Below are 20,005 nucleotides of genomic sequence, written 5' to 3'. Positions count from 1 at the left end.
TGTTTTTTAGAGATAAAAAAAGGTTAGAGGAAAACCTCTAACCTTTTAAGAGTTTAGTAAAACTTTAAATTAGAAAGAGTATTTTAACTCAATTCTAGAGTTTTGGAAATCGTCATTATTTCCAGCAATACCATCATCAACTTCTCCCATTGATAATCTACCAAGAACGTAGAAGTTTTTAGACATTTGGTATTTAGCATTTAATTCAGTTTCAGTAGCATCTACAATATTAGAGTTGCTATTTCCATCAACTGATAGGTAGTGAGCACCTAAAGTAATTGTATCAGTAACTTTTGCAGATAATCCTAAATGCCATGCATCAGCATCATTAATTAACATCATATCGTTAGTTAATAATCCTAAGTTGTTTGCTGCATCAACATCACCATCAAATGTAGTATCACCTGAATCTTCACCAGTTTTAACATAGTTTAATTGTGCAGAAACGATTCCGATAGAACCATTGATTCCAGCTTGTAAGTAAGAGATGTCAGCACCAGCTAAAGCACCATCAGCATCTAACTCAGCATATCTAGCATTTACACCAATAGGTCCAAATGTAGCATCTGCAGCTAAAGTATATCCTGAAACTGCATCATAAGTTGTAGCAACATCAGATACTTCGTCTAAAGTACTTAAGTACCAAGCTTCAAAGTTAACCATTTCAACTGAACCTAATACACCAAGACCATATACACTTACACCTTGATAGTTAGTTAATGGAAGTCTACCTTCAACTTTATCAGTATCTAAATAATAAGCACCAGCTAAAGTAACAGCTCCTAATCCATAAGTTGCAACAATACCGTTACCAGAGTTACCATTGTCAGTCATTGGTGAAACTAAACCTAATCTACCTGCAGAAACAGTTAAAGGACCGTTTGCATAAGTAAAGAACATTTGATTCCAAGAGAAATCTTTTGCAGCTGAATCAGAAGTTGCAGAACTTGCAGCATTATCAGTTACAGTTTTAACAGAAGCAGTTACGTTATCGTTAACTTTTGTAGTAACTTTAACAACTAATTTAACTTCACCTCTTGTATCCATATCATTTTCATGGTCAGTGTTCATTCTGTATCTAGCGTATCCAGAAATTGTTGAATCTTTAATTGCTTCTTCTAATGATCCTGCAGATGCATAAGAAGTCATACCAGCTACTGCAACAGCAGCTACTAAACTCATTTTTGCGAATTTTTTCATTTGTTCTCCTAAATTTTCGAAAATTAATCAGTTAACCGGATGCGCGAACAACTTAGAAAGTAGAATTATCTAAGTACTATTCCGGATGACCGTTGCAAAATTTTACAGAAGTTAATTTTAAAGTTTTCTTAAAGTAGTTTAAAAGTTACGAAATGGTGGCATATTTAAGTTCTTTTTTATGTATAGATTTTTGTTATATTCTAATCAGTATTATGAAGTTTTACAAAAATGTATACAAATTGTTAAAGTAATAGATAAAAATCTATACTTAGTTTTCTAGTGATACTATACAATTGGCCATAATATCAGGTTTTGAGATTTTTATTTTTAAATTTTTTATTTTATAAGAGTTAGTAAGATTATTTTCTATATAAATGATAGCTTCTTCTAAAAGTTCAAATTTTTTTTCCGTCATAATATTTTCAATATCATTTGAAACTTTTGAATAATCTATAAACTCATCTTTATTTGAAAAATCATATTCGAAAGATAAGTTTATAATAACTTTTTGAGCAGTTTCCCTTTCAAAGTCAAGTATTCCTATAATACAATCAAAGTTTAAGTCTTCTATATATACTTTCATTATATTAGATAACTTTTCCCTCTTGGCCTTTTACTAGTCTTATGATATTTGGTATATGTTTATAATAGATTATAAAAGCAATAATATACATAGGAGCATTTGAACCTACATTTAATCCATTGTTAAATAAAATTGCTGATATTACAACTGCCGTTAAACCCAATAAAGAAGATAGTGATGAGATTTTTAAAACCTTTCCACAAAATACCCAAACAACTGCGCCTATAATTGTTGGTATTGGAATTAAAACTATAAATGCCCCAAGTCCAGTTGCAACACCTTTACCACCTTCAAGTCCTAAAAATATAGAATAACAATGACCAAGAACTGCTAAAACGCCAATAGCCCAAAGTGTTGCTTCACTTGCACCCATACTCATAGCTATTAAAATTACAATTGTTCCTTTTAGAGCATCAAGTATAACTGTCGCAATACCAAGTTTTTTTGCTAAGCTTGGATTTGTTTCTTTTACAACTCTTAAAACATTTGTTGCCCCAATACTTTTACTACCAGACTCTTTTATATTAACCCCAGCAAAAACCTTTGCTAATATTAAACCAAAAGGGATAGAACCAGCTAAATAAGCAACAATATAAAAAAGTACGTTGAAATTGAAAAGAAAATCCATTTAAAACCTTGTAATAAATTTATGAAAGAGGATTATAACTAAAATTTTGTTATATTCCCAAATAATTAAAACTTAATGATATTTAAGGCAATAAATTGAATTTACAAATGAACTTAAAAGATGAAATTTTAAAATTAAAAGATGAACTAGATGTTACATTAGTTGCACACTTTTATCAAAGAGACGAGGTTTTTGAATTAGCAGATATCACTGGGGATTCATTAGAACTAGCAAGAAAAGCAAAAGAAACTGCATCAAAGTATGTTGTTTTCTGTGGTGTTGGATTTATGGGTGAGAGTGTAAAAGTCCTAAGTCCTGAAAAAACTGTGCTTATGCCAAAAATTGCATGTTGTGCAATGGCAAGGATGATTGATGAGGGTTATTATGAACAAAATCTGAAAATCATAAACGAAGCTGGAATATCAAATGATGATATTTTGCCAATAACTTATATCAACTCTAGTGCAGCTGTTAAAGCAAAAGTTGGAGAGATGGGTGGTATGGTATGTACTTCATCAAATGCATACAAAATCATTGAAAAAGGTTTAGAATCAGGAAAGAAAATTTTCTTTGTACCTGATAGATGTTTAGGTCAAAACTTCGCAAAATCTTTAAATCTAAAATCAGCAGTTGTTGGTGATGGTTCAGATTTAAAAGAAGCAGATATTATATGTTATAACGGTTTTTGTTCTGTTCATCAACTTTTTACAACTGAAGATGTGGAGTTTTACAGAGAAAAATATCCAGATATTTTAATTGCAGTTCATCCCGAGTGTGACCCAGCTATTTGCGATATGGCAGATTTCGTTGGTTCAACTTCTCAGTTAATAAAATATATAAAAGAGTTACCCCTTGATCAAAAAGTTGCAGTTGGTACAGAATATAATATGGTAAATAGATTAAGAGAAAAAAATACATTTATTTTAAGTTCTACAAAACCTGAGTGTCCAACTATGAATGAAACAACTTTGGAAGATGTATATAAGACATTAAAATCAATAAAAGATAATAATATAAGTGAAGAGACATTAATCAAAGTTGATGAAAACACTATTAAATGGGCAAGAGTTGCTTTAGAGAGGATGCTTGAAGTATGATAAATATTAAAAAATTCGTTAAAAATGCTATTATAGAAGATAATGGTAGAGGGGATTTGTTTTATGATGTTGCTCCAAAAGGAAGATTTACAGCAAAAGTAATCACTAAAGATGATGGTATTTTTGCCGGAGAAATCTATGCAAAAGCTTTAGCTAAAACTGAAAAGTTTGAGTGTAGGTTTTTAAAACATGATGGGGATAAGTTAAAAAAAGGTGATGTTATAGCAAAACTTGAGGGTAAAGCTTCAATTTTACTATCAAGTGAAAGAACTTTTTTAAATATGCTTCAGCATGCTAGTGGAATTGCAACTATGGCAAATAGATTTGTTTCACAAGTTGAAGACTTAGAAGTTGCTCTTTTAGATACTAGAAAAACAAGACCTCAGTTAAGGGATTTTGAAAAATATGCAAGTAGAGTTGGCGGGGCTAGAAACCACAGACTTGGACTAGATGATTGTCTAATGTTAAAAGATACACATTTAAGAACAATCAAAGACTTAAAATCTTTTATTAAAGATGCAAGAAAAAGAATCTCTTGGGTTACAAAAATTGAGATAGAGTGTGAGACTTTTGTACAGGTAAAAGAATCAATGGAAGCAGGTGCTGATATTATAATGTGTGATAATATGGTTCCTGAACAAATCAAAGAAGTTGTTGAATTTAGAAATAAAAATTATCCAAATGTACTATTAGAAGCTAGTGGAAATATCTCTTTAAGTACAGTTAGAGACTTTGCTTTAACAGGAGTTGATGCATTGAGTTCTGGAAGTATTATTCATCAAGCAACTTGGCTTGATTTTTCTATGAAGTTCGATTAATTTACTATTGGTTAATAAAAAAAAGGCATACTTGAACCTATGAAAAAAGACTTTATTGTAAATAACAAAATAAACATGAGTGATTTTGCAAAAGCATTAGAACTTATTGAAAAAAGTAGATATATTTTAATAATTACCCATGTTAACCCAGATGCAGATTCAATCTCTTCTGCTTTAGCATTATCAAATCTACTTTATGAAAATAAGATTAAACACAAGGTTTTTAATGTAAGTTCAGACCTACCTCAAAACTTAGATTTTATATCAAGGTTTGACAAAATAACTGACCAATTACCAAGTTTTTATGATTTGGTTATTTCTGTTGATTGTGGTTCTAAAAAAAGATTTGGTTTTAATGTAGATGAAAATATACCATTGATAAATTTTGATCATCACGCTTCAAATGATAAATTTGGGGATATTAATTTAGTTGATCACTTTAAAAGTTCAACGGCAGAGATTGTGTATGACTTTTTTAAATTTAATGGATTATATATCACAAAAAATACTGCAACAGCACTTTATGTTGGTATCTATGATGACTCTTTAGCTTTTTCATTAGGGCGTTGTGATGAACTTACTTTTGATAAAGTTAACCATTTAGTTGAATTTGGAGCAAACCCTTCAGAGATTGCAAATAAACTTAAAAGAAGAGATTCCTTAGCAAAATATAGAGTTTTGCCAAAGGTATTAGAGTCTTTAGAATTGCATAGAGAAGGTGAGGTTGCTACTATTTATGTAAGAAATGAATGGCTAGATCAAACAGGTGCTCATACAAGAGATTGTGAAGATGCCTTAGATATGATTATGAGTATGAAAATTGTAAGGGTTACGATTTTTGTTAGAATTGTAAATGGCTCAAGTAGAGTATCCATTAGATCAAAGGGTAAAATAAATGTTGCAAAAATAGCAGCAATTTTTGGTGGCGGAGGTCATATAAATGCAGCAGGTTTTACTGTTGATTCATTAGATGTGGATGAAGTTAGAAATTTAGTATTAAAGGAAGTTCTTGAGAAGGCGAAATAATAGTTTTAAAAATATTTTGACATTGATGATATTATCAATTATAGTAGCAATTGGAGCATTTATTTATTTTTCTCCTATTTTTGAGAAAAAAAAGCCAACTGTATCATTTTTAAATAATGGGTATTGGAATGCAAAAGATAAGTTAAATATTAAACTTGAAGATGAAAGTGGAATAAAATCTTATAAAATCTCTTTTAAAGTAAATGATGCAAATATAGAAGTTCAAAATAAAGTATTAGAATCAAAACAAAATAAACTATCAATTGACATTAATTCAATTAAGCTTGACCAAAATGTAAAAACTATAAAACTTGCAGTTGAAGCTTATGATAATAGTATGTGGAATCTTTTTAGAGGAAATACTATTTATAAAGAGTTTACTTTAAATATAGATAGAAAAAGACCACTTGCAAGAGTTATAACAAATTCATACAATATAAAAAGAGGTGGAAGTGCAGCAGTTGTAGTTGAAGTAAAAGATGAAAATCTAAAAGAAAAATATATCACTTTTAATGATACATACAAGTTTGAATTAATCCCATATTTAAAAGAGGGGTTTTATGCTGCAATTATAGCTTGGCCAGTTGAAGTTGAGTTTGACCAATTTGATGTGGTAAATTTGGTTGCTATAGATAAAGCTAATAATGTAACAGTTAGTAAAGTTCCCCTTTATATAAAAGATTTAAAAATTAAAAATGACAAATTAAAGATTTCAGATAATTTTATAAATAAAGTTTCAATTCCTGTATTACAAAAAAGTGATATGGAAATACCAAGTTCAAATGATGAAATTTTTATAAAACAAAATAGATTTTTAAGAGCAAAAAATGTTTCTACAATAAGAGATGAGTCTATTAAAAATATGTCAAAAGAGATGCTTAATAATTTCTCAATAAATCCATTTAGAAGATTAAGTGGGTCTAAAACTTTCGCAGGATTTGCAGAAAAAAGAGAATATTTTTATGAGGGACAAAAAATAGATGAAGCTTGGCATTTGGGAATGGATTGGGCAAGTATAAAAAGAGCTCCTGTAAAAATCTCAAATGGTGGAACAGTTATATTTAATAATTACCTTGGGATTTATGGAAATACAGCAATTATTGACCATAAACTTGGATTACAAACTTTATATGCCCATACTAGTAAATTAAATGTTCAAAAAGGTGATGAAGTTAGAAAAGATGACAATATTGCAAATACTGGAAGTACTGGTGCAGTATTTGGAGACCATTTACATTTTGGAGTTTTAGTTCAAGGTATTGAGGTAAATCCAATTGAGTGGATGGATAAAAGCTGGATAAAAACAAGAATATTAGATATTTTATCTGAAGCAAAACAAGAGATAAGAAGAAGTAAATGAGACAAAGAACAATAGCCAAAAGTGTAGAGATTGTAGGAATAGGGCTTCATAAAGGAGTTCCAGTTAAAATGAAGCTTGAACCTTTAGATTCTGATATGGGAATTATCTTTTATAGAGTTGATAAAGGGATTACAATACCACTTAAAATAGAAAATGTTGTTGACACAAAAATGGCAACTGTTATTGGGAAAGATGATGTTGTTGTTTCTACTATTGAGCATTTATTGTCTGCTGTTTATGCATATGGGATTGATAATTTAAGAGTTGTAATTGATAATGATGAGGTTCCTGTACTTGATGGTAGTTCATCTGGTTATTGTATGTTAATTGAAGAAGCAGGTATTAAAGAGCTTGACAAAAGTAAAAAAGCTATAAAAATTAAAAAAGATGTTGAGATTGTAACTGAGGATGGTAAAAAAGTTGCTCTAAAACCTTCTAAACATATTATTTATGATTTTTCAATAGATTTTGAACACCCATCAATTGGGAAACAAAATTTTCATTTTGATTATTCAATTAGTGAATATAAAGAAAATATTAGCCGTGCGAGAACATTTGGTTTTTTACATGAAGTTCAATATTTAAGAAGTATAGGTCTTGCACAGGGTGGAAGTATGGAAAATGCAATTGTTCTTGACCAAACTAAAATCTTAAATCCAGAGGGATTAAGATATGATGATGAGTTTGTTAGACATAAAATTCTTGATGCCATTGGTGATATGGCACTTTTAGGTTATACTCTTGTTGGGGAATATGATGCCCACGCAGGAAGTCATCATCTAAACCATTTACTTACAAAAAAACTTTATGAAGATAAAGATAATTATGAAATTATAGATTTAGAAGAAGCAGAAGCAGAAGCACATGTATTCCAAATGGCTTATGCAAAAGTTCAATCTTAGGAGAAAAGAATAGAAGTTTTAGTTATAAGTATATCTAAACCACTTTTGGTTGGAATTTATGAGAATAAAAAACTAATTAAAAGTTACGAAAATGATGGTGTAACTTCAGATGTTTTACCATTAATATTTGAAAATATTTTAAATGAATATAAGATAAATAGAATATATTATGTAAATACACCAGGTTCTTACATGGCAATAAAAGTTGCATATGTATTTTTAAAAACTCTTTCTATAACAAAAAATATTGAATTAAAATCGTGTAGTGGATTTGAATTTAATGGGAATTCTCCTATTAAAGCTTTGGGAAAAAAATATTTTATAAATGATGAAAATGGTATTAAAGTTGATTTTTTAGATAATAAGAGTACAATGTCGGACTTTAAATTACCAGATCTTTTAGAAAATATAAATTTTTCTGATGAGACTCTGCCAATATATAATTTACCTGCTGTATAAAAGGAAAGCGTTTGAGAATTAGTGTTCCAGCAACAAGTGCCAATTTAGGTCCAGGATTTGATACTCTAGGATTGGCAATTTCACTTCATAATCAAGTGAGTATAAAACCTTCAAAATTTCATAGTGTAAGTTTAAAAGGTGAAGGTTCTAATAACCCAGTTTTAAAAGACAATAATATGTTTATTGCAATTTTTAACGATTTTTATCATAATCTTTCACAGAAAAAAAGACACTTTAGATTTGAATTCTCAAATGAAATTCCACTTTCAAGGGGATTAGGTAGTTCTTCTGCTGTTATTGTTTCTGCAATTGCAAGTGCTTATGCAATAGAGGGAATAAAAATTGAAAAAGAAAAATTACTGAATTTAGCATTAGCTTATGAATCACATCCTGATAATATTACACCTGCTGTTATGGGTGGATTTAATGTTGCTACTGTACATGAAAATGAAGTTAAATTTATAAAAAAAGATATGCCAAGATCAGTAAAAGCAATTGTTGTTATCCCTAATAGACCAATGTCTACACAATTATCAAGAAAAGCATTACCTTTTAAATATTCAAAAGAAGATACAATATTTAATATATCACACTCTTCTTTACTAACAGCAGCATTTATAAATGAAGATTGGGAGATGTTAAGAAATGCTTCATTGGATAAAATTCATCAAAAATATAGAATGAAGCAGATGCCTGAATTATTTGATGTACAAAAAACTGCATTAAAACATGGAGCTTTAATGAGTACTTTATCAGGGTCTGGATCAACTTTATTTTCTATTGCATTAAATGAAGATGCAAAAAGAATAGAGAGTGAATTACATAAAAGATTTCCTCATTTTAGAGTGTTAACTAGAGGATTTGACAACGATGGTGTTGTCATTAAAGATTAAAAAATATTTAAATTAAGCAAGATTTAGGTATAATATTGACTATTTTGAAAGAACCAATACGAACTTGTGTCATTTGTAGGGGCAAATATCCTAAAAATGATTTACTTCGTTTAAAGTGTAAGGATAAAAAACTTGTACCATATGATAACTATGGTAGAAGTTTTTATATCTGTAATGATTGTATTTCAATACTAAAAGATTCACAAATCAATCAAAAAGATTTCAAAAAGATAGAAAAAGCACTTTTTAGAGAGTGTAAAAATAAAGATGACTATATAGGACAACTTAAGGAGATATTAACGCATGTCAGATAATGTAAGAGTTTATGAAATAGCAGAAGAAGCTGGGGCTAGTAGCAATGAGGTTATTGCCAAAGCAAAAGATTTAGGAATAGAACTTAAATCACCGCAAACTGCAGTTTCATTTGAAGATGCTGAAGAGATTGCAAACTACATAATGACTGGTAAAAGTAGTAAGCTAAAAAAACCTGCAGCAAAAATCAAAAAAGCAGCACCAAAAACAGAAGAAAAACCTGAAGTAAAAACAGAAGAGAAAAAAGCTATTGAAGATGCACCTAAAAAAGAGGAAGTTAAAGTAGAAGATAATAAAGAGGAAGAAAAAACAGAAGAGACTGTTGAAAAACCTGAAGAAAAACCTCTAAAAAGTGTATCTCCTAAGAAAATCATTCCTAAAAGAAGAGGTTTAAAAATCATTAAAAAGAAAAAACCTCAAGAAAAAATTGAGACTAGTAATGATGAGATAGCAACACCAGCTTCAAATATTAAGAAACCTATGAAATCTCTTAGCGAAATTTTAGGTGGTAATGATTTAAATGATAATCCAAGTGAAAAAGCAGCTCCTGCTCCTCAGTCAAAAGCACCAGTTAAGAAAAAAGAAAAGAAAAAGCAACCAGCAAAATCTCATGACCATGGTAAGGTAATTGAGTTTGAAGCAAAATCTACACAAGAATTCAATGATAATAGTGATGAATCTTTATTAGGTGAAGAGGTTGTTCTACTTGATATGGATTTAGCAGATACATCAAAATTATTTGATGAACCTAAACAAAATCAAGATAATAAAAGACAAAGTAGATCGTCTAGACCTGCTGCATTTGGTAATAGACCTCAAGGATTAAAAAGAGGTAAAAGAAAGAAAAGAATCAAAAGAGAAGTTGAAGAGATAGAAATCACTGAAATAACAATTCCTGAAGATGTTAGGGTATATGAATTTGCAGAAGCTTGTGGAAAATCACCGGCTGAAGTTATCACAGTACTATTTGGTCTTGGAATGATGGTTACAAAAAATGACTTCTTAAAACAAGATGAATTAGAAATTCTTGGTGAAGAATTTGGTATTGAAGTTACAGTAAAAGATGCACTTGAAGATGCAAACTATGTAGATGATTATGAAGTTGAAGAAGTTGACGATTCTAATTTTGTAACAAGACCTCCAGTGGTTACAATCATGGGTCACGTTGACCATGGTAAAACTTCACTTCTAGATAAAATTAGAAGTTCTAAAGTTGCAAAAGGTGAAGCAGGGGGGATTACTCAACATATCTCTGCTTATACAATTGAACAAAACAATCAAAAAATCACTTTTGTTGATACTCCAGGACACGCCGCTTTCTCAGCTATGAGAGCAAGAGGTGCTGATGTTACTGATATTGTAATTATTGTTGTTGCAGCAGATGATGGTGTTATGCCTCAAACAGAAGAGGTTATTTCACATGCGAAAGCATCTGGATGTCCAATTATTGTTGCAGTTAACAAAATGGATAAAGAAACTGCAAATATGGATATGGTTAAAGCTCAAATGGCAGAAAAAGAGATGACTCCTGTTGATTGGGGTGGAGATATCGAATTTATTGGAGTTTCTGCTCATACAGGTCAAGGTATAGATGATTTATTAGAAAACATTCTTTTACAAGCTGAAATTTTAGAACTTCAAGCTGACCCAGATGCAAAAGCTAAAGCAACAGTAGTTGAATCATTACTTGAAAAAGGTAGAGGACCAGTTGCTACAGTTATAGTTCAAAATGGTACTTTAAGAGTTGGTGATAATATTGTATGTGATACTACATATGGTAGAGTAAAAGCAATTACAAATGATATGGGTAAACCAGTAAAAGAATTAGGACTTTCTGAAACAGGTAATGTACTAGGATTAAATGATGTTCCTGTTGCAGGTTCATTTATGGTTGCACAAAATTCAGATAAAGAAGCAAGAGAAATTGCTACAACTAGAGCTGAACATGCAAGAGCTAAAGAACTTTCTAAATCAACAAAAGTTTCATTAGAAGAGATGAGTGGATTAATTGCAGAAGGGAAAATCAAACAACTACCCGTTATTATTAAAACTGATGTTGGTGGTTCATTAGAAGCAATTAAAGGTTCATTGGAAAAAATCCAAAATGAAGAAGTAAAAGTAAAAGTAATCCATGCTGGTGTTGGTGGTATTACTGAATCTGACTTAATTTTAGCAAGTGCATCTGAAGGATGTATTATCTTAGGATTTAATGTTAGACCAACAGGTTCTGTTAAACAAAAAGCAAAAGCTGATGGAATCCAAATTAATACTTATTCAATTATTTATGACTTAATTGATGATATTAAAGATGCATTATCTGGTATGATGACAGCAGTTATTAGAGAAGAAAATACTGGTCAAGCAGAAGTTAGAGATACATTCGTTGTTCCAAAAGTAGGAACAGTTGCAGGATGTTTAGTAACTGATGGTAAAGTAATTAGAGGTGGACATGCTAGAATTATTAGAGATGGTGTTGTTACTTATACTGGTAAAATTTCATCATTAAAAAGATTCAAAGATGATGTTAAAGAAGTATCAAATGGTTACGAGTGTGGTATTATGTTCGATAAATTCAATGATATAAAAGTTGGTGATTTTATTGAAACATTTATACAAATTGAAGAGAAGAGAGAAATTGATTTATAAGGTTGATTTTTGAAAAGTATTAATCTTCAAAGAACTGAATCGTTGTTGATGGAGCTTATTCCTGAAGCTTTATCAACACTAAATGATGTAAGAATTTGCTCTTTACCTATTACAGGGGTAAACTGTAAAAATGGTAAATATGATGCAACAGTATATTTTGATGGAAGTGATTTTGAAAAGAATGAAATAGCAGGTGTTATTTCAGCTTTAACAAAAGCAAATGGTAGAATTAAAGAGTACATACTTAGTGCTACTGGTTGGTACAAATGTCCAACTTTTAAGTTTGTTAATGACACATCATTAGAATCTTCAAAAAATATTGAAGATTTATTTAGACAAATAGAAAAGAAAAAAAAGGATGAATCATGAATCTTGAAGAATCTATTGAAATAGCTGTTCAAGGTTGTGGTGCAGAAATTTATGATATCGTAACTTTAAAAGAAAATGACAAAAATATTTATAGAGTTTATGTTACTGCTAAAGGTGGAATATCTTTAGATAAATGTGCAGAAATCTCTAGAATGATTTCACCTATTTTAGATATTGAAGAGCCAATGCAAGGTAATTATAACTTAGAAGTTAGTTCACCTGGTATTGAAAGAAAACTAAAAAAGCCACAACACTATAAAGCTTCAATTGGTGAAAAAGTAAAGTTAAAAGATTTTAATAAAGATACTGTTAAAGGTGAACTTATTTTTGCCGATGATAATGAAATTAAAATCAAAACTGAGCATGGTGAAGAGATTGTTACTTATGATGAAATCTCTACAGCTTCAACTTATTTTGAATGGTAGTTTAAACGATGATTATTAATGATAATTTCTTTATGAAATTAGCCATTGATGAAGCTTGGAAATATCAACTTTTAACTTACCCCAATCCAGCTGTTGGATGTGTTGTTGTCAAAAATGGTGAAATACTATCTATTGAAGCACACAAAGAAGCTGGAATGCCCCATGCTGAAGTTAATGCATTAAAAACAGCATATTTAAAAAAACACCCTAATGATGTTATTAAAACAAAAAGGAAATCTGAAGATATCCATGAATATTTAATTAAAAATCATAATGGATTTTTTAATGATTGTGAAATATTTGTTACACTAGAACCTTGTAATCATATTGGTAAAACTCCTGCTTGTGCAAATCTTCTAAAAGAATTAAAACCTAAAAGAGTAATAATTGCCCATGATGATACAAACAAAATAGCTTCAGGAGGGTGTGAAACTTTAAAAGAAGCAAATATAGATGTGAGCCTTGGTTGTATGAAAAAAGAAGCATATGAGCTTTTATTTCCATTTATTAAATGGAGTGAAAATACCTTTGTATTTTATAAAATGGCTCAAACTTTAAATGGTAGTATAGATGGTAAAATATCTTCTAACCAAGCCTTAGCTTATGTACATACATTAAGGGATAAAATTGATTTAATGGTAATTGGTGGAAATACAGTAAGAACTGACAAGCCAACACTTGATGCCAGATATATAGCTGGACGTGCTCCTAATGTAATGATATATTCAAAAAATAAAATCTTTGATACAAATATCCCTTTGTTTAAAATACCAAACAGAGAAGTTATAATTAGTGATGATTTATTTAGATTACTTGATTATAAATTTGTTATGATTGAAGGAACTTACAATTTACTAGACACTTTAAAAGAAAGAATTGATTATTTAGTTTTACTTGTTAGTCCTAAGATTAGAAAAGGTGAAAATGCTTTAAATGAGATAGATATGGATTTTGAGATTGTTCATGAGAACTTTATAGGACAAGAGAAAATAATTTACCTAAAAAGAAAAAGCTAGAATAAAAGCCATCTTTTTAGTAATTTCTTCGTCAGAAAAAGAAATTTAATCAGTCATTTACGCATGTAAATGCGTGAATAAAAAGTGCTATATCGTAGATTATTACGATATAGCTTTGTCTTTTTCAAAGGTTACTTAACCTTCTCTAGGTACTCACCCGTTCTAGTATCACATTTAATAATGTCACCTTCAACTAGGTGGAAAGGAATCTGTACAACAGCTCCACTTTCTAAAGTAGCAGGTTTTTTACCACCTTGTGAGTCACCTTTAAAGTTAGGTGGTGTTTCTACAATTTTTAGTTCAACAACCATTGGTGGTTCAACAGTAATTGCACTACCATTAAAGAACATCATATCAACTGACATTCCATCAATAATCCATTTTTCTGCATCACCAACTTGGTCATAAGTTAAACCAATTTGTTCATATGAATCTGTATCCATGAATTGTAGCATTTCACCATCATCATATAAATATTGCATAGTTTTTTGTTGTAAATCTGGAGTAGTACATTTATCACCAGCATGGAAAGTTTTTTCAATAACTTTTCCATTTAAAAATGATTTGATTTTACATCTTACAAATGCTGCACCTTTACCAGGTTTTACGTGTTGATATTCAGTGATTTTATATGGAACACCATCAAGCTCTATCTTAAGACCTTTTTTTAATTCACTCATAGAAATATTTGCCATTTTTTCCCTTAATAATTATCTTTTATAAAATTAAATTTCTGCATAAGATACTGAAATTGCATCTTGAATACTACCAATCTCTTCTAGTAATTTACTGTTAATAGTATCATCAACTAAAATGATTGCTAATGCATCTTTATTTTTACCACGTGCAAGTCTAAAGTCAGAGATATTAATGCTTCTATCTCCAAGTAATTTACCTACATTTCCAATTACACCAGGAACGTCATTATTTCTCATCATAATCATTTTACCTTTTGGCTCAATATCAAAATCAAAACTATCTAGTTCAACAATTCTTTGAACATCGTCATCAAAAACTGTTCCAGCAATTGAATTTACTCTTTTTTCAGTAGTAATTCTAATCTCTACTTTATTGCTATATCCACTACAATGCTCAACTTCAGAAGTTTCAAATTTGATACCTTTTTCTTCAGCTATAAACATTGCATTTACATAGTTAACTTCATCTCCACCAACAACACTTAATGCTCCAACAGTAGCAAAAGTTAATAAAGAATCAAGATACTCTTTAATTTCACCTTCAGCTTTAACAGTAATTGATCTGATTGCTGATTTGTCAAGTTGTGCAGATAAAAATGCCATTTTTTGAGTTAATTCAATATATGGTTTAACAAAAGAAGGAATTTTACTTTCATCAATTGGTAAGTTTAATGCATGTGGATATGCGATTCCCCTTGCAGATTCAATTGCATTTTCTGCAGCTTGAATAGCAATTTTCTTTTGAGATTCTTTTGTATTAGCACCTAAATGTGCTGTAACTGTAACATTTGGTAAATCTAATAAAGGATGGTCTGTTGCAGGTTCTTTTTTGAATACATCAATACCAGCCATTTTAATTTTACCAGATTTTAGATTGTTATAAAGTGCATCTTCATTATAAAGACCACCTCTAGCACAGTTAATTAAAACTACACCATCTTTCATTTTTGCAATCTCTTCTTCACCAATCATATCAATTGTTTCTTGATTTTTTGGTGTATGGATTGTAATAATGTCACAATCTAAAATGTCATCAAAGTTTGTTGTATAAGTTACACCTAAATCAGTTGCTTTAGTTGAAGGAATGTATGGGTCGTAAGTAATTACGTCCATTTCAAATGATTTAGCTCTTAGACCAACTCTGTGACCAATATTACCAAATCCAATAATACCTAATTTCTTACCAAATAATTCATTACCATACCAATCTTCTCTTTTCCAGATTCTATCTTGTTTTAATTGGTTGTGAGCATAAGGAAATTTTCTCATACAAGAAAGCATGTGAGCCATAGTAAGTTCAACTGCTGCAATAGTGTTAGCAGTTGGTACGTTCATAGCAATGATACCTCTTTTACTACAACCTTCCATGTCAACATTATCATAACCAACTCCAGCTCTGATAATTGCTTTTAAGTTTGTAGCTGCGGATAAAAATTTCTCATCAACATCAGTTGAAGATCTTGTAATTGCTACGTCAGCATCTTTTATTACATCTAAAAGAGCTACCTTATCGATATCAGCAGCATATACATAGTTTACATCTTCTGTGTTTTTTAAGATATTTAATCCATCTTCATGAATATGGTCACAAACTACAATTGTATGTTTACTCATTTTTCAAATCCCTTAATTATTTAATTTGATCTTTTAATAAATCACCTAAAGTCATAGCTGTATCATCATTTACAGCTTTTAAGGCTTCTCTTTCTTGTTGTTGCTCTAATCTTTTAACAGATAATCTAACTCTGTTTTTCTTAGTATCAATATTTACAACAACTGCTTCTAGTTCATCACCAATATTAACTTCATCAGCGTTTAATGGTCCAAAGTCTTCATTTCTAATTAAACCATCTAAATTATCTTCTAGTTTAATAAAGATTCCGAAATCTTTTTTATCTTTAACAGCACCTTTTACAATATCACCCATTTTATGTTCATCTTGGAATTTTTTTGCAGGTGAATCAGCAATCTCTTTTATTGATAATGAAATATTTTCTTTTTCTCTATCAATTTTGATAATTTTAACTTCAACTTCGTCACCTTTTTTGTAAAGTGATTTACATTTTGCATTTGATTCCCAAGAAGCTTCTTCATTGTGTAATAAACCATCTACTTCGCCAATTGTAACAAAAGCACCAAAATCAGTTAAAGTTGCAATATTTCCTTTTACAACATCACCAACTTTAAACTCTTTAGTAAATTTAGCGAATGGTTTTTCTTGTAAGTTTTTAAGAGATACTCTTAATCTTTTTTTGTCAACATCTAATTCAATAACTTCAACATTTACTTCTTCACCTAAAGTTAATAAATCTTTTGGGTTTTTTAAGTTTTTGTTCCATGAAATTTCAGAGATGTGTAATAAACCTTCAATGTCATTTCCTAAATCAACAAATGCACCATAAGATTCAAAGTTAGAAACTGTTACTGTAATAGTATCACCAACTTCTAATTCATCTTTAATCTCTTCCCATGGATTAGGAAGTGCAGCTTTAATTGATAATGATAAGTGTTGTTTTGTTTTATCATAAGATAATACAACTACAGTTACTTCATCACCTTCAGAGTAGTAATTTGCAGGGTTAACAGGTCCCTTGTAAGAGATTTCATTGTAGTTTACTAAACCATCAATTCCACCTAAATCAATAAACATACCATAAGAAGTGATTTTCTTAACAATACCATTTACAGGTTCCTTTTTTTCTAAGATTTCATTAACTTTAGAATCTTTTTGTTCTTTTGATTCTTCAATAAGTTTTTTTCTAGAAACAATAATTGAATTTTGAGCTTCGTTTACTTTTAAAACTTTTGCTTTAACTTTTTTACCTACTGCACCGTGTGCTTTTAAGTAAGATTGAGCCATTGGCATAAAGTATTCTAAACCAGTTTCATCTTCAATAATAAATCCACCTCTATTTTTAACAGAGATAATTTTACCTTCAATTGTTACATCTTCAACATTTTCACCATGCTCTTTTACAAATGCATCAAATTTTTCTTTTTGAAGAACTTTTTTATAAGAAATAGATGGTCTTTCACCTTTATTTCCCATTAACATAACTGGAATTGTATCTCCAGCTTTATATTTAACCTCACCACCAATAGTGATTTCAGATAAGTTTAACTTACCTTCAATCTTTTGACCAACGTCAACAAGTACACTATCACCAGTAATTTCAACAATTACACCATCAACTACAGAGTTATTCTCAGCATTCTCAAAAGACTCTTCAAGCATTTGTGCGAAATCAAAGTCTTCACCTAATTCTATATCATCGATACCCATTTTATTCCTTCGTATTTTTTACCGTTTTTTATTAAATGGTGACGATTATATCTAATGCTTGCTTAAGTCTATGTTTAATATTTTTTAATTTTATCTACAACTTGTTGGATAATCCAATCAGGAGTACTAGCTCCAGCAGTTATTCCACATAGTTTTTTATTGTCAAACCATGAAGAATCTAGTTCAGTTTCGTTTTCAATTAAGTATGAATCAGAGCAATTTTCTAATGAAATAGTATGTAATTGTTTAGTATTTGAAGAGTTTTTACCACCAATAATAATCATAACATCAACCTCTTTTGAAAGATCTCTTGCTGCATCTTGGTTCTCAAATGTTGCATCACAAATAGTATTAAATACTCTAACTTCTTTATTTTTTAATATTAAACTATTTACAATATCTAAATAAATCTCTTTTTTTCTTGTTGTTTGAGCTACTGTTGCAATCTTATCATGCTTAAAGTTTAGATTATCAAGTTCACTTTTTTCTAAGATTACATGTACATCTTCTAAATCTTCCCCATAAGATTTTACACCCTTTACTTCAGGATGTTCACTATCACCGAAAATTAAAATTGAATATCCCTCTTGAGACATTTTTTTAACAATTTGTTGAGGAGTTGTAACAAAAGGACAAGTTGCATTTATAACTTTTGCATCTTTTGCTCTTAAGTCTTTTAAATCTTGTTTTGGAATACCATGGGTTCTAATGATTACTGTATCATTTGGTTTTACTTCGTTTAAATCTCTATAAAGACCAACTTTATAATCATTTTGTAGTCTATCAATTTCATTTTTATTGTGGATTAAAGGTCCCATTGTTGCAGAATTTTCATATTTTTGCGCAATATCGATTGCTCTTTTAACTCCAAAACAAAAACCATAACTAGATGCTAATTTTACTTCCATATATAAAACCTTTAAGTTAATATTATTAAATATTTTCGTAAAGATAGTAAAACTATCTTAAACGAAATAATGAATTAGAAAACTACTTATTGTTTTTAAGCTTTTAAGGAATCTAAAATCTCTTTGAAGTTTGGAAATGAAGTTAAAATACAATCAACATCTTCAATCTCCATTCCACAGTTTAGTCCAGCTATTGAGAAACTCATTGCAATTCTGTGGTCACCATGAGAATTAATTTTAGCCTTTTTTAAAGAGCCACCAACAATTTCATAACCATCTTCAAACTCTGTATATTCAACACCACATTTTTCTAAGTTTGAAACAACAGCTTTTATTCTATCGCTTTCTTTTACTCTAAGTTCTTCTGCATTTTTAACAAGTGATTTACCTTTTGCTAAACTCATTGCAATAGAAAGGGCTGGCAATTCATCAATAAGCCATGAGATATGTTTTTCAACAACAACCCCATTTAATTCTTTATGTTTAACCTCTATGTCACCAATTGGTTCATAGATGTCCTCTTTTTTAATAAAGTTAACTTCAACTCCCATCTCTTTTAAAACTTCATAGGCACCAATTCTTGTAGGATTTAAAGATACATTTTTGATTAAAACTCTTGAATTAGGAGTAATTGCTGCGGCTACTGCAAAGAAAAATCCTGAACTTGGATCTGTTGGAACTGTAATATTTAGTGGTTTTAAATAACCCTCTAAAGGATGAATATTTATATATCCATCTTCATCAGTTTCAATTTTTGCACCCATACCTTTTAACATTCTTTCTGTATGGTCACGTGTTAGTTCATTTTCTTTGTATTTTGAAATACCTGTTGCTCTTAGTCCCGCTAAGATTAAAGCAGATTTAACTTGCGCAGAATCAACTGGTGATTCATAAACAAAAGGTTTTAACTCTTTTACCCCTCTAATAAATAAAGGAGCTTTATTTCCATTATCTCTACCATCAATATTTGTTCCAATACTTCTTAAAGGATCAGCAACTCTTTTCATAGGTCGCTCCCTTAAGTATTTGTCACCAGTTAGTGTAAAAGCACCATCTACTGAAGCTAAAAGACCACAAAAAAGTCTCATACCAGTTCCTGCATTTCCACAATCTAAAACATCTTTTGGTTCAGTTAGTTTTTTTGCAGGGGTAATCTCTACGTTTGAGCCATCTCTTTTAACTTCTGCTCCAAGTTGTTCTACAATACTTAATGAGTTTAGAGTATCTTCCGCTGTTAAAAAGTTTTTTATGTATGAAGTTTCATTAGAAAAAATAGAAAACATTGCACATCTATGTGATATTGATTTATCACTAGCTATTGAGTCAATCTCAATATCAAAAGCTTTATCTAATTTTTCAATATTAAAGTTTTCCATTTTTTC

The 20,005-nt window shown here is 30.0% G+C and carries 20 protein-coding genes; 12 read left to right on the top strand and 8 right to left on the bottom strand.

Annotated features, from left to right (window positions below):
- Positions 1–69 precede the first annotated feature (69 nt).
- The 3 genes from FDK22_RS04260 to plsY form a co-directional block, all read right to left on the bottom strand.
- Positions 70–1,200, bottom strand: coding sequence for a porin (locus tag FDK22_RS04260; protein WP_138151647.1), 1,131 nt, complete (start codon positions 1,198–1,200; stop codon positions 70–72).
- Positions 1,201–1,468: 268 nt separating this feature from the next.
- The gene (locus tag FDK22_RS04255; RefSeq protein ID WP_138151646.1) at positions 1,469–1,783 is read right to left on the bottom strand and encodes a dihydroneopterin aldolase; all 315 of its coding nucleotides are present in this window, start codon (positions 1,781–1,783) and stop codon (positions 1,469–1,471) included.
- A 4-nt stretch (positions 1,784–1,787) separates the two neighbouring features.
- Complete coding sequence (plsY, locus tag FDK22_RS04250; RefSeq protein WP_138151645.1) at positions 1,788–2,411, bottom strand: glycerol-3-phosphate 1-O-acyltransferase PlsY; 624 nt, start codon at positions 2,409–2,411, stop codon at positions 1,788–1,790.
- 107 nt (positions 2,412–2,518) lie between these two features.
- On the opposite strand from plsY, the gene nadA reads away from it, so the two are divergent.
- Genes nadA through ribD form a run of 12 tightly spaced genes read left to right on the top strand, consistent with a single transcriptional unit; the run spans position 2,519 to position 13,734 of the window.
- Complete coding sequence (gene nadA / locus FDK22_RS04245) at positions 2,519–3,508, top strand: quinolinate synthase NadA (RefSeq protein WP_138151699.1); 990 nt, start codon at positions 2,519–2,521, stop codon at positions 3,506–3,508.
- Positions 3,505–4,326, top strand: a complete 822-nt coding sequence (gene nadC / locus FDK22_RS04240; protein WP_138151644.1) for a carboxylating nicotinate-nucleotide diphosphorylase — start codon at positions 3,505–3,507, stop codon at positions 4,324–4,326. The genes nadA and nadC overlap by 4 nt, the downstream gene beginning before the upstream one ends.
- A 39-nt stretch (positions 4,327–4,365) precedes the next feature.
- Positions 4,366–5,352: a DHH family phosphoesterase gene (locus tag FDK22_RS04235; protein WP_138151643.1), complete on the top strand. Its 987-nt coding sequence runs from the start codon at positions 4,366–4,368 to the stop codon at positions 5,350–5,352.
- The gene (locus FDK22_RS04230; protein WP_138151642.1) at positions 5,336–6,712 is read left to right on the top strand and encodes a M23 family metallopeptidase; all 1,377 of its coding nucleotides are present in this window, start codon (positions 5,336–5,338) and stop codon (positions 6,710–6,712) included. Before FDK22_RS04235 ends, FDK22_RS04230 begins: the two co-directional genes overlap by 17 nt.
- Complete coding sequence (lpxC, locus tag FDK22_RS04225; protein WP_138151641.1) at positions 6,709–7,614, top strand: UDP-3-O-acyl-N-acetylglucosamine deacetylase; 906 nt, start codon at positions 6,709–6,711, stop codon at positions 7,612–7,614. Before FDK22_RS04230 ends, lpxC begins: the two co-directional genes overlap by 4 nt.
- A gap of 45 nt (positions 7,615–7,659) precedes the next feature.
- Positions 7,660–8,073: a hypothetical protein gene (locus tag FDK22_RS04220; protein WP_228711629.1), complete on the top strand. Its 414-nt coding sequence runs from the start codon at positions 7,660–7,662 to the stop codon at positions 8,071–8,073.
- A gap of 11 nt (positions 8,074–8,084) precedes the next feature.
- Positions 8,085–8,966: a homoserine kinase gene (thrB, locus tag FDK22_RS04215; RefSeq protein WP_138151639.1), complete on the top strand. Its 882-nt coding sequence runs from the start codon at positions 8,085–8,087 to the stop codon at positions 8,964–8,966.
- Positions 8,967–9,001: 35 nt separating this feature from the next.
- Positions 9,002–9,280, top strand: coding sequence for a DUF448 domain-containing protein (locus FDK22_RS04210; protein WP_138151638.1), 279 nt, complete (start codon positions 9,002–9,004; stop codon positions 9,278–9,280).
- Positions 9,270–11,924, top strand: coding sequence for a translation initiation factor IF-2 (infB, locus tag FDK22_RS04205; RefSeq protein ID WP_138151637.1), 2,655 nt, complete (start codon positions 9,270–9,272; stop codon positions 11,922–11,924). Before FDK22_RS04210 ends, infB begins: the two co-directional genes overlap by 11 nt.
- A gap of 9 nt (positions 11,925–11,933) precedes the next feature.
- Positions 11,934–12,293 carry a 30S ribosome-binding factor RbfA gene (rbfA, locus tag FDK22_RS04200; RefSeq protein ID WP_138151636.1) on the top strand — a complete coding sequence of 120 codons (360 nt, stop codon included), beginning with the start codon at positions 11,934–11,936 and terminating at the stop codon, positions 12,291–12,293.
- A complete protein-coding gene (gene rimP, locus FDK22_RS04195) occupies positions 12,290–12,718 on the top strand; it encodes a ribosome maturation factor RimP (protein WP_138151635.1) in 429 nt (142 codons plus the stop codon). Before rbfA ends, rimP begins: the two co-directional genes overlap by 4 nt.
- Positions 12,719–12,726: 8 nt before the next feature.
- Complete coding sequence (gene ribD, locus FDK22_RS04190) at positions 12,727–13,734, top strand: bifunctional diaminohydroxyphosphoribosylaminopyrimidine deaminase/5-amino-6-(5-phosphoribosylamino)uracil reductase RibD (RefSeq protein ID WP_138151634.1); 1,008 nt, start codon at positions 12,727–12,729, stop codon at positions 13,732–13,734.
- Between the two features lie 131 nt (positions 13,735–13,865).
- Here the strand turns inward: ribD and efp are convergent, their stop codons facing one another.
- The 5 genes from efp to aroA form a co-directional block, all read right to left on the bottom strand.
- Positions 13,866–14,429 (bottom strand): elongation factor P, encoded by a 564-nt coding sequence (gene efp / locus FDK22_RS04185; protein WP_138151633.1) that lies wholly within the window; start codon positions 14,427–14,429, stop codon positions 13,866–13,868.
- Positions 14,430–14,459: 30 nt separating this feature from the next.
- On the bottom strand, positions 14,460–16,046 hold the full coding sequence (serA, locus tag FDK22_RS04180) for a phosphoglycerate dehydrogenase (protein ID WP_138151632.1): 1,587 nt from the start codon (positions 16,044–16,046) through the stop codon (positions 14,460–14,462).
- Between the two features lie 16 nt (positions 16,047–16,062).
- A complete protein-coding gene (locus tag FDK22_RS04175) occupies positions 16,063–17,715 on the bottom strand; it encodes a 30S ribosomal protein S1 (RefSeq protein WP_138151631.1) in 1,653 nt (550 codons plus the stop codon).
- Positions 17,716–17,789: 74 nt separating this feature from the next.
- Positions 17,790–18,623 carry a 4-hydroxy-3-methylbut-2-enyl diphosphate reductase gene (locus tag FDK22_RS04170; RefSeq protein ID WP_138151630.1) on the bottom strand — a complete coding sequence of 278 codons (834 nt, stop codon included), beginning with the start codon at positions 18,621–18,623 and terminating at the stop codon, positions 17,790–17,792.
- 95 nt (positions 18,624–18,718) lie between these two features.
- Positions 18,719–19,999, bottom strand: coding sequence for a 3-phosphoshikimate 1-carboxyvinyltransferase (aroA, locus tag FDK22_RS04165; RefSeq protein ID WP_138151629.1), 1,281 nt, complete (start codon positions 19,997–19,999; stop codon positions 18,719–18,721).
- Between the last annotated feature and the right edge of the window lie 6 nt (positions 20,000–20,005).

Source organism: Arcobacter arenosus (assembly GCF_005771535.1).
Taxonomy (GTDB): domain Bacteria; phylum Campylobacterota; class Campylobacteria; order Campylobacterales; family Arcobacteraceae; genus Halarcobacter; species Halarcobacter arenosus.
This window is presented reverse-complemented; position numbering and strand designations above follow the sequence as displayed.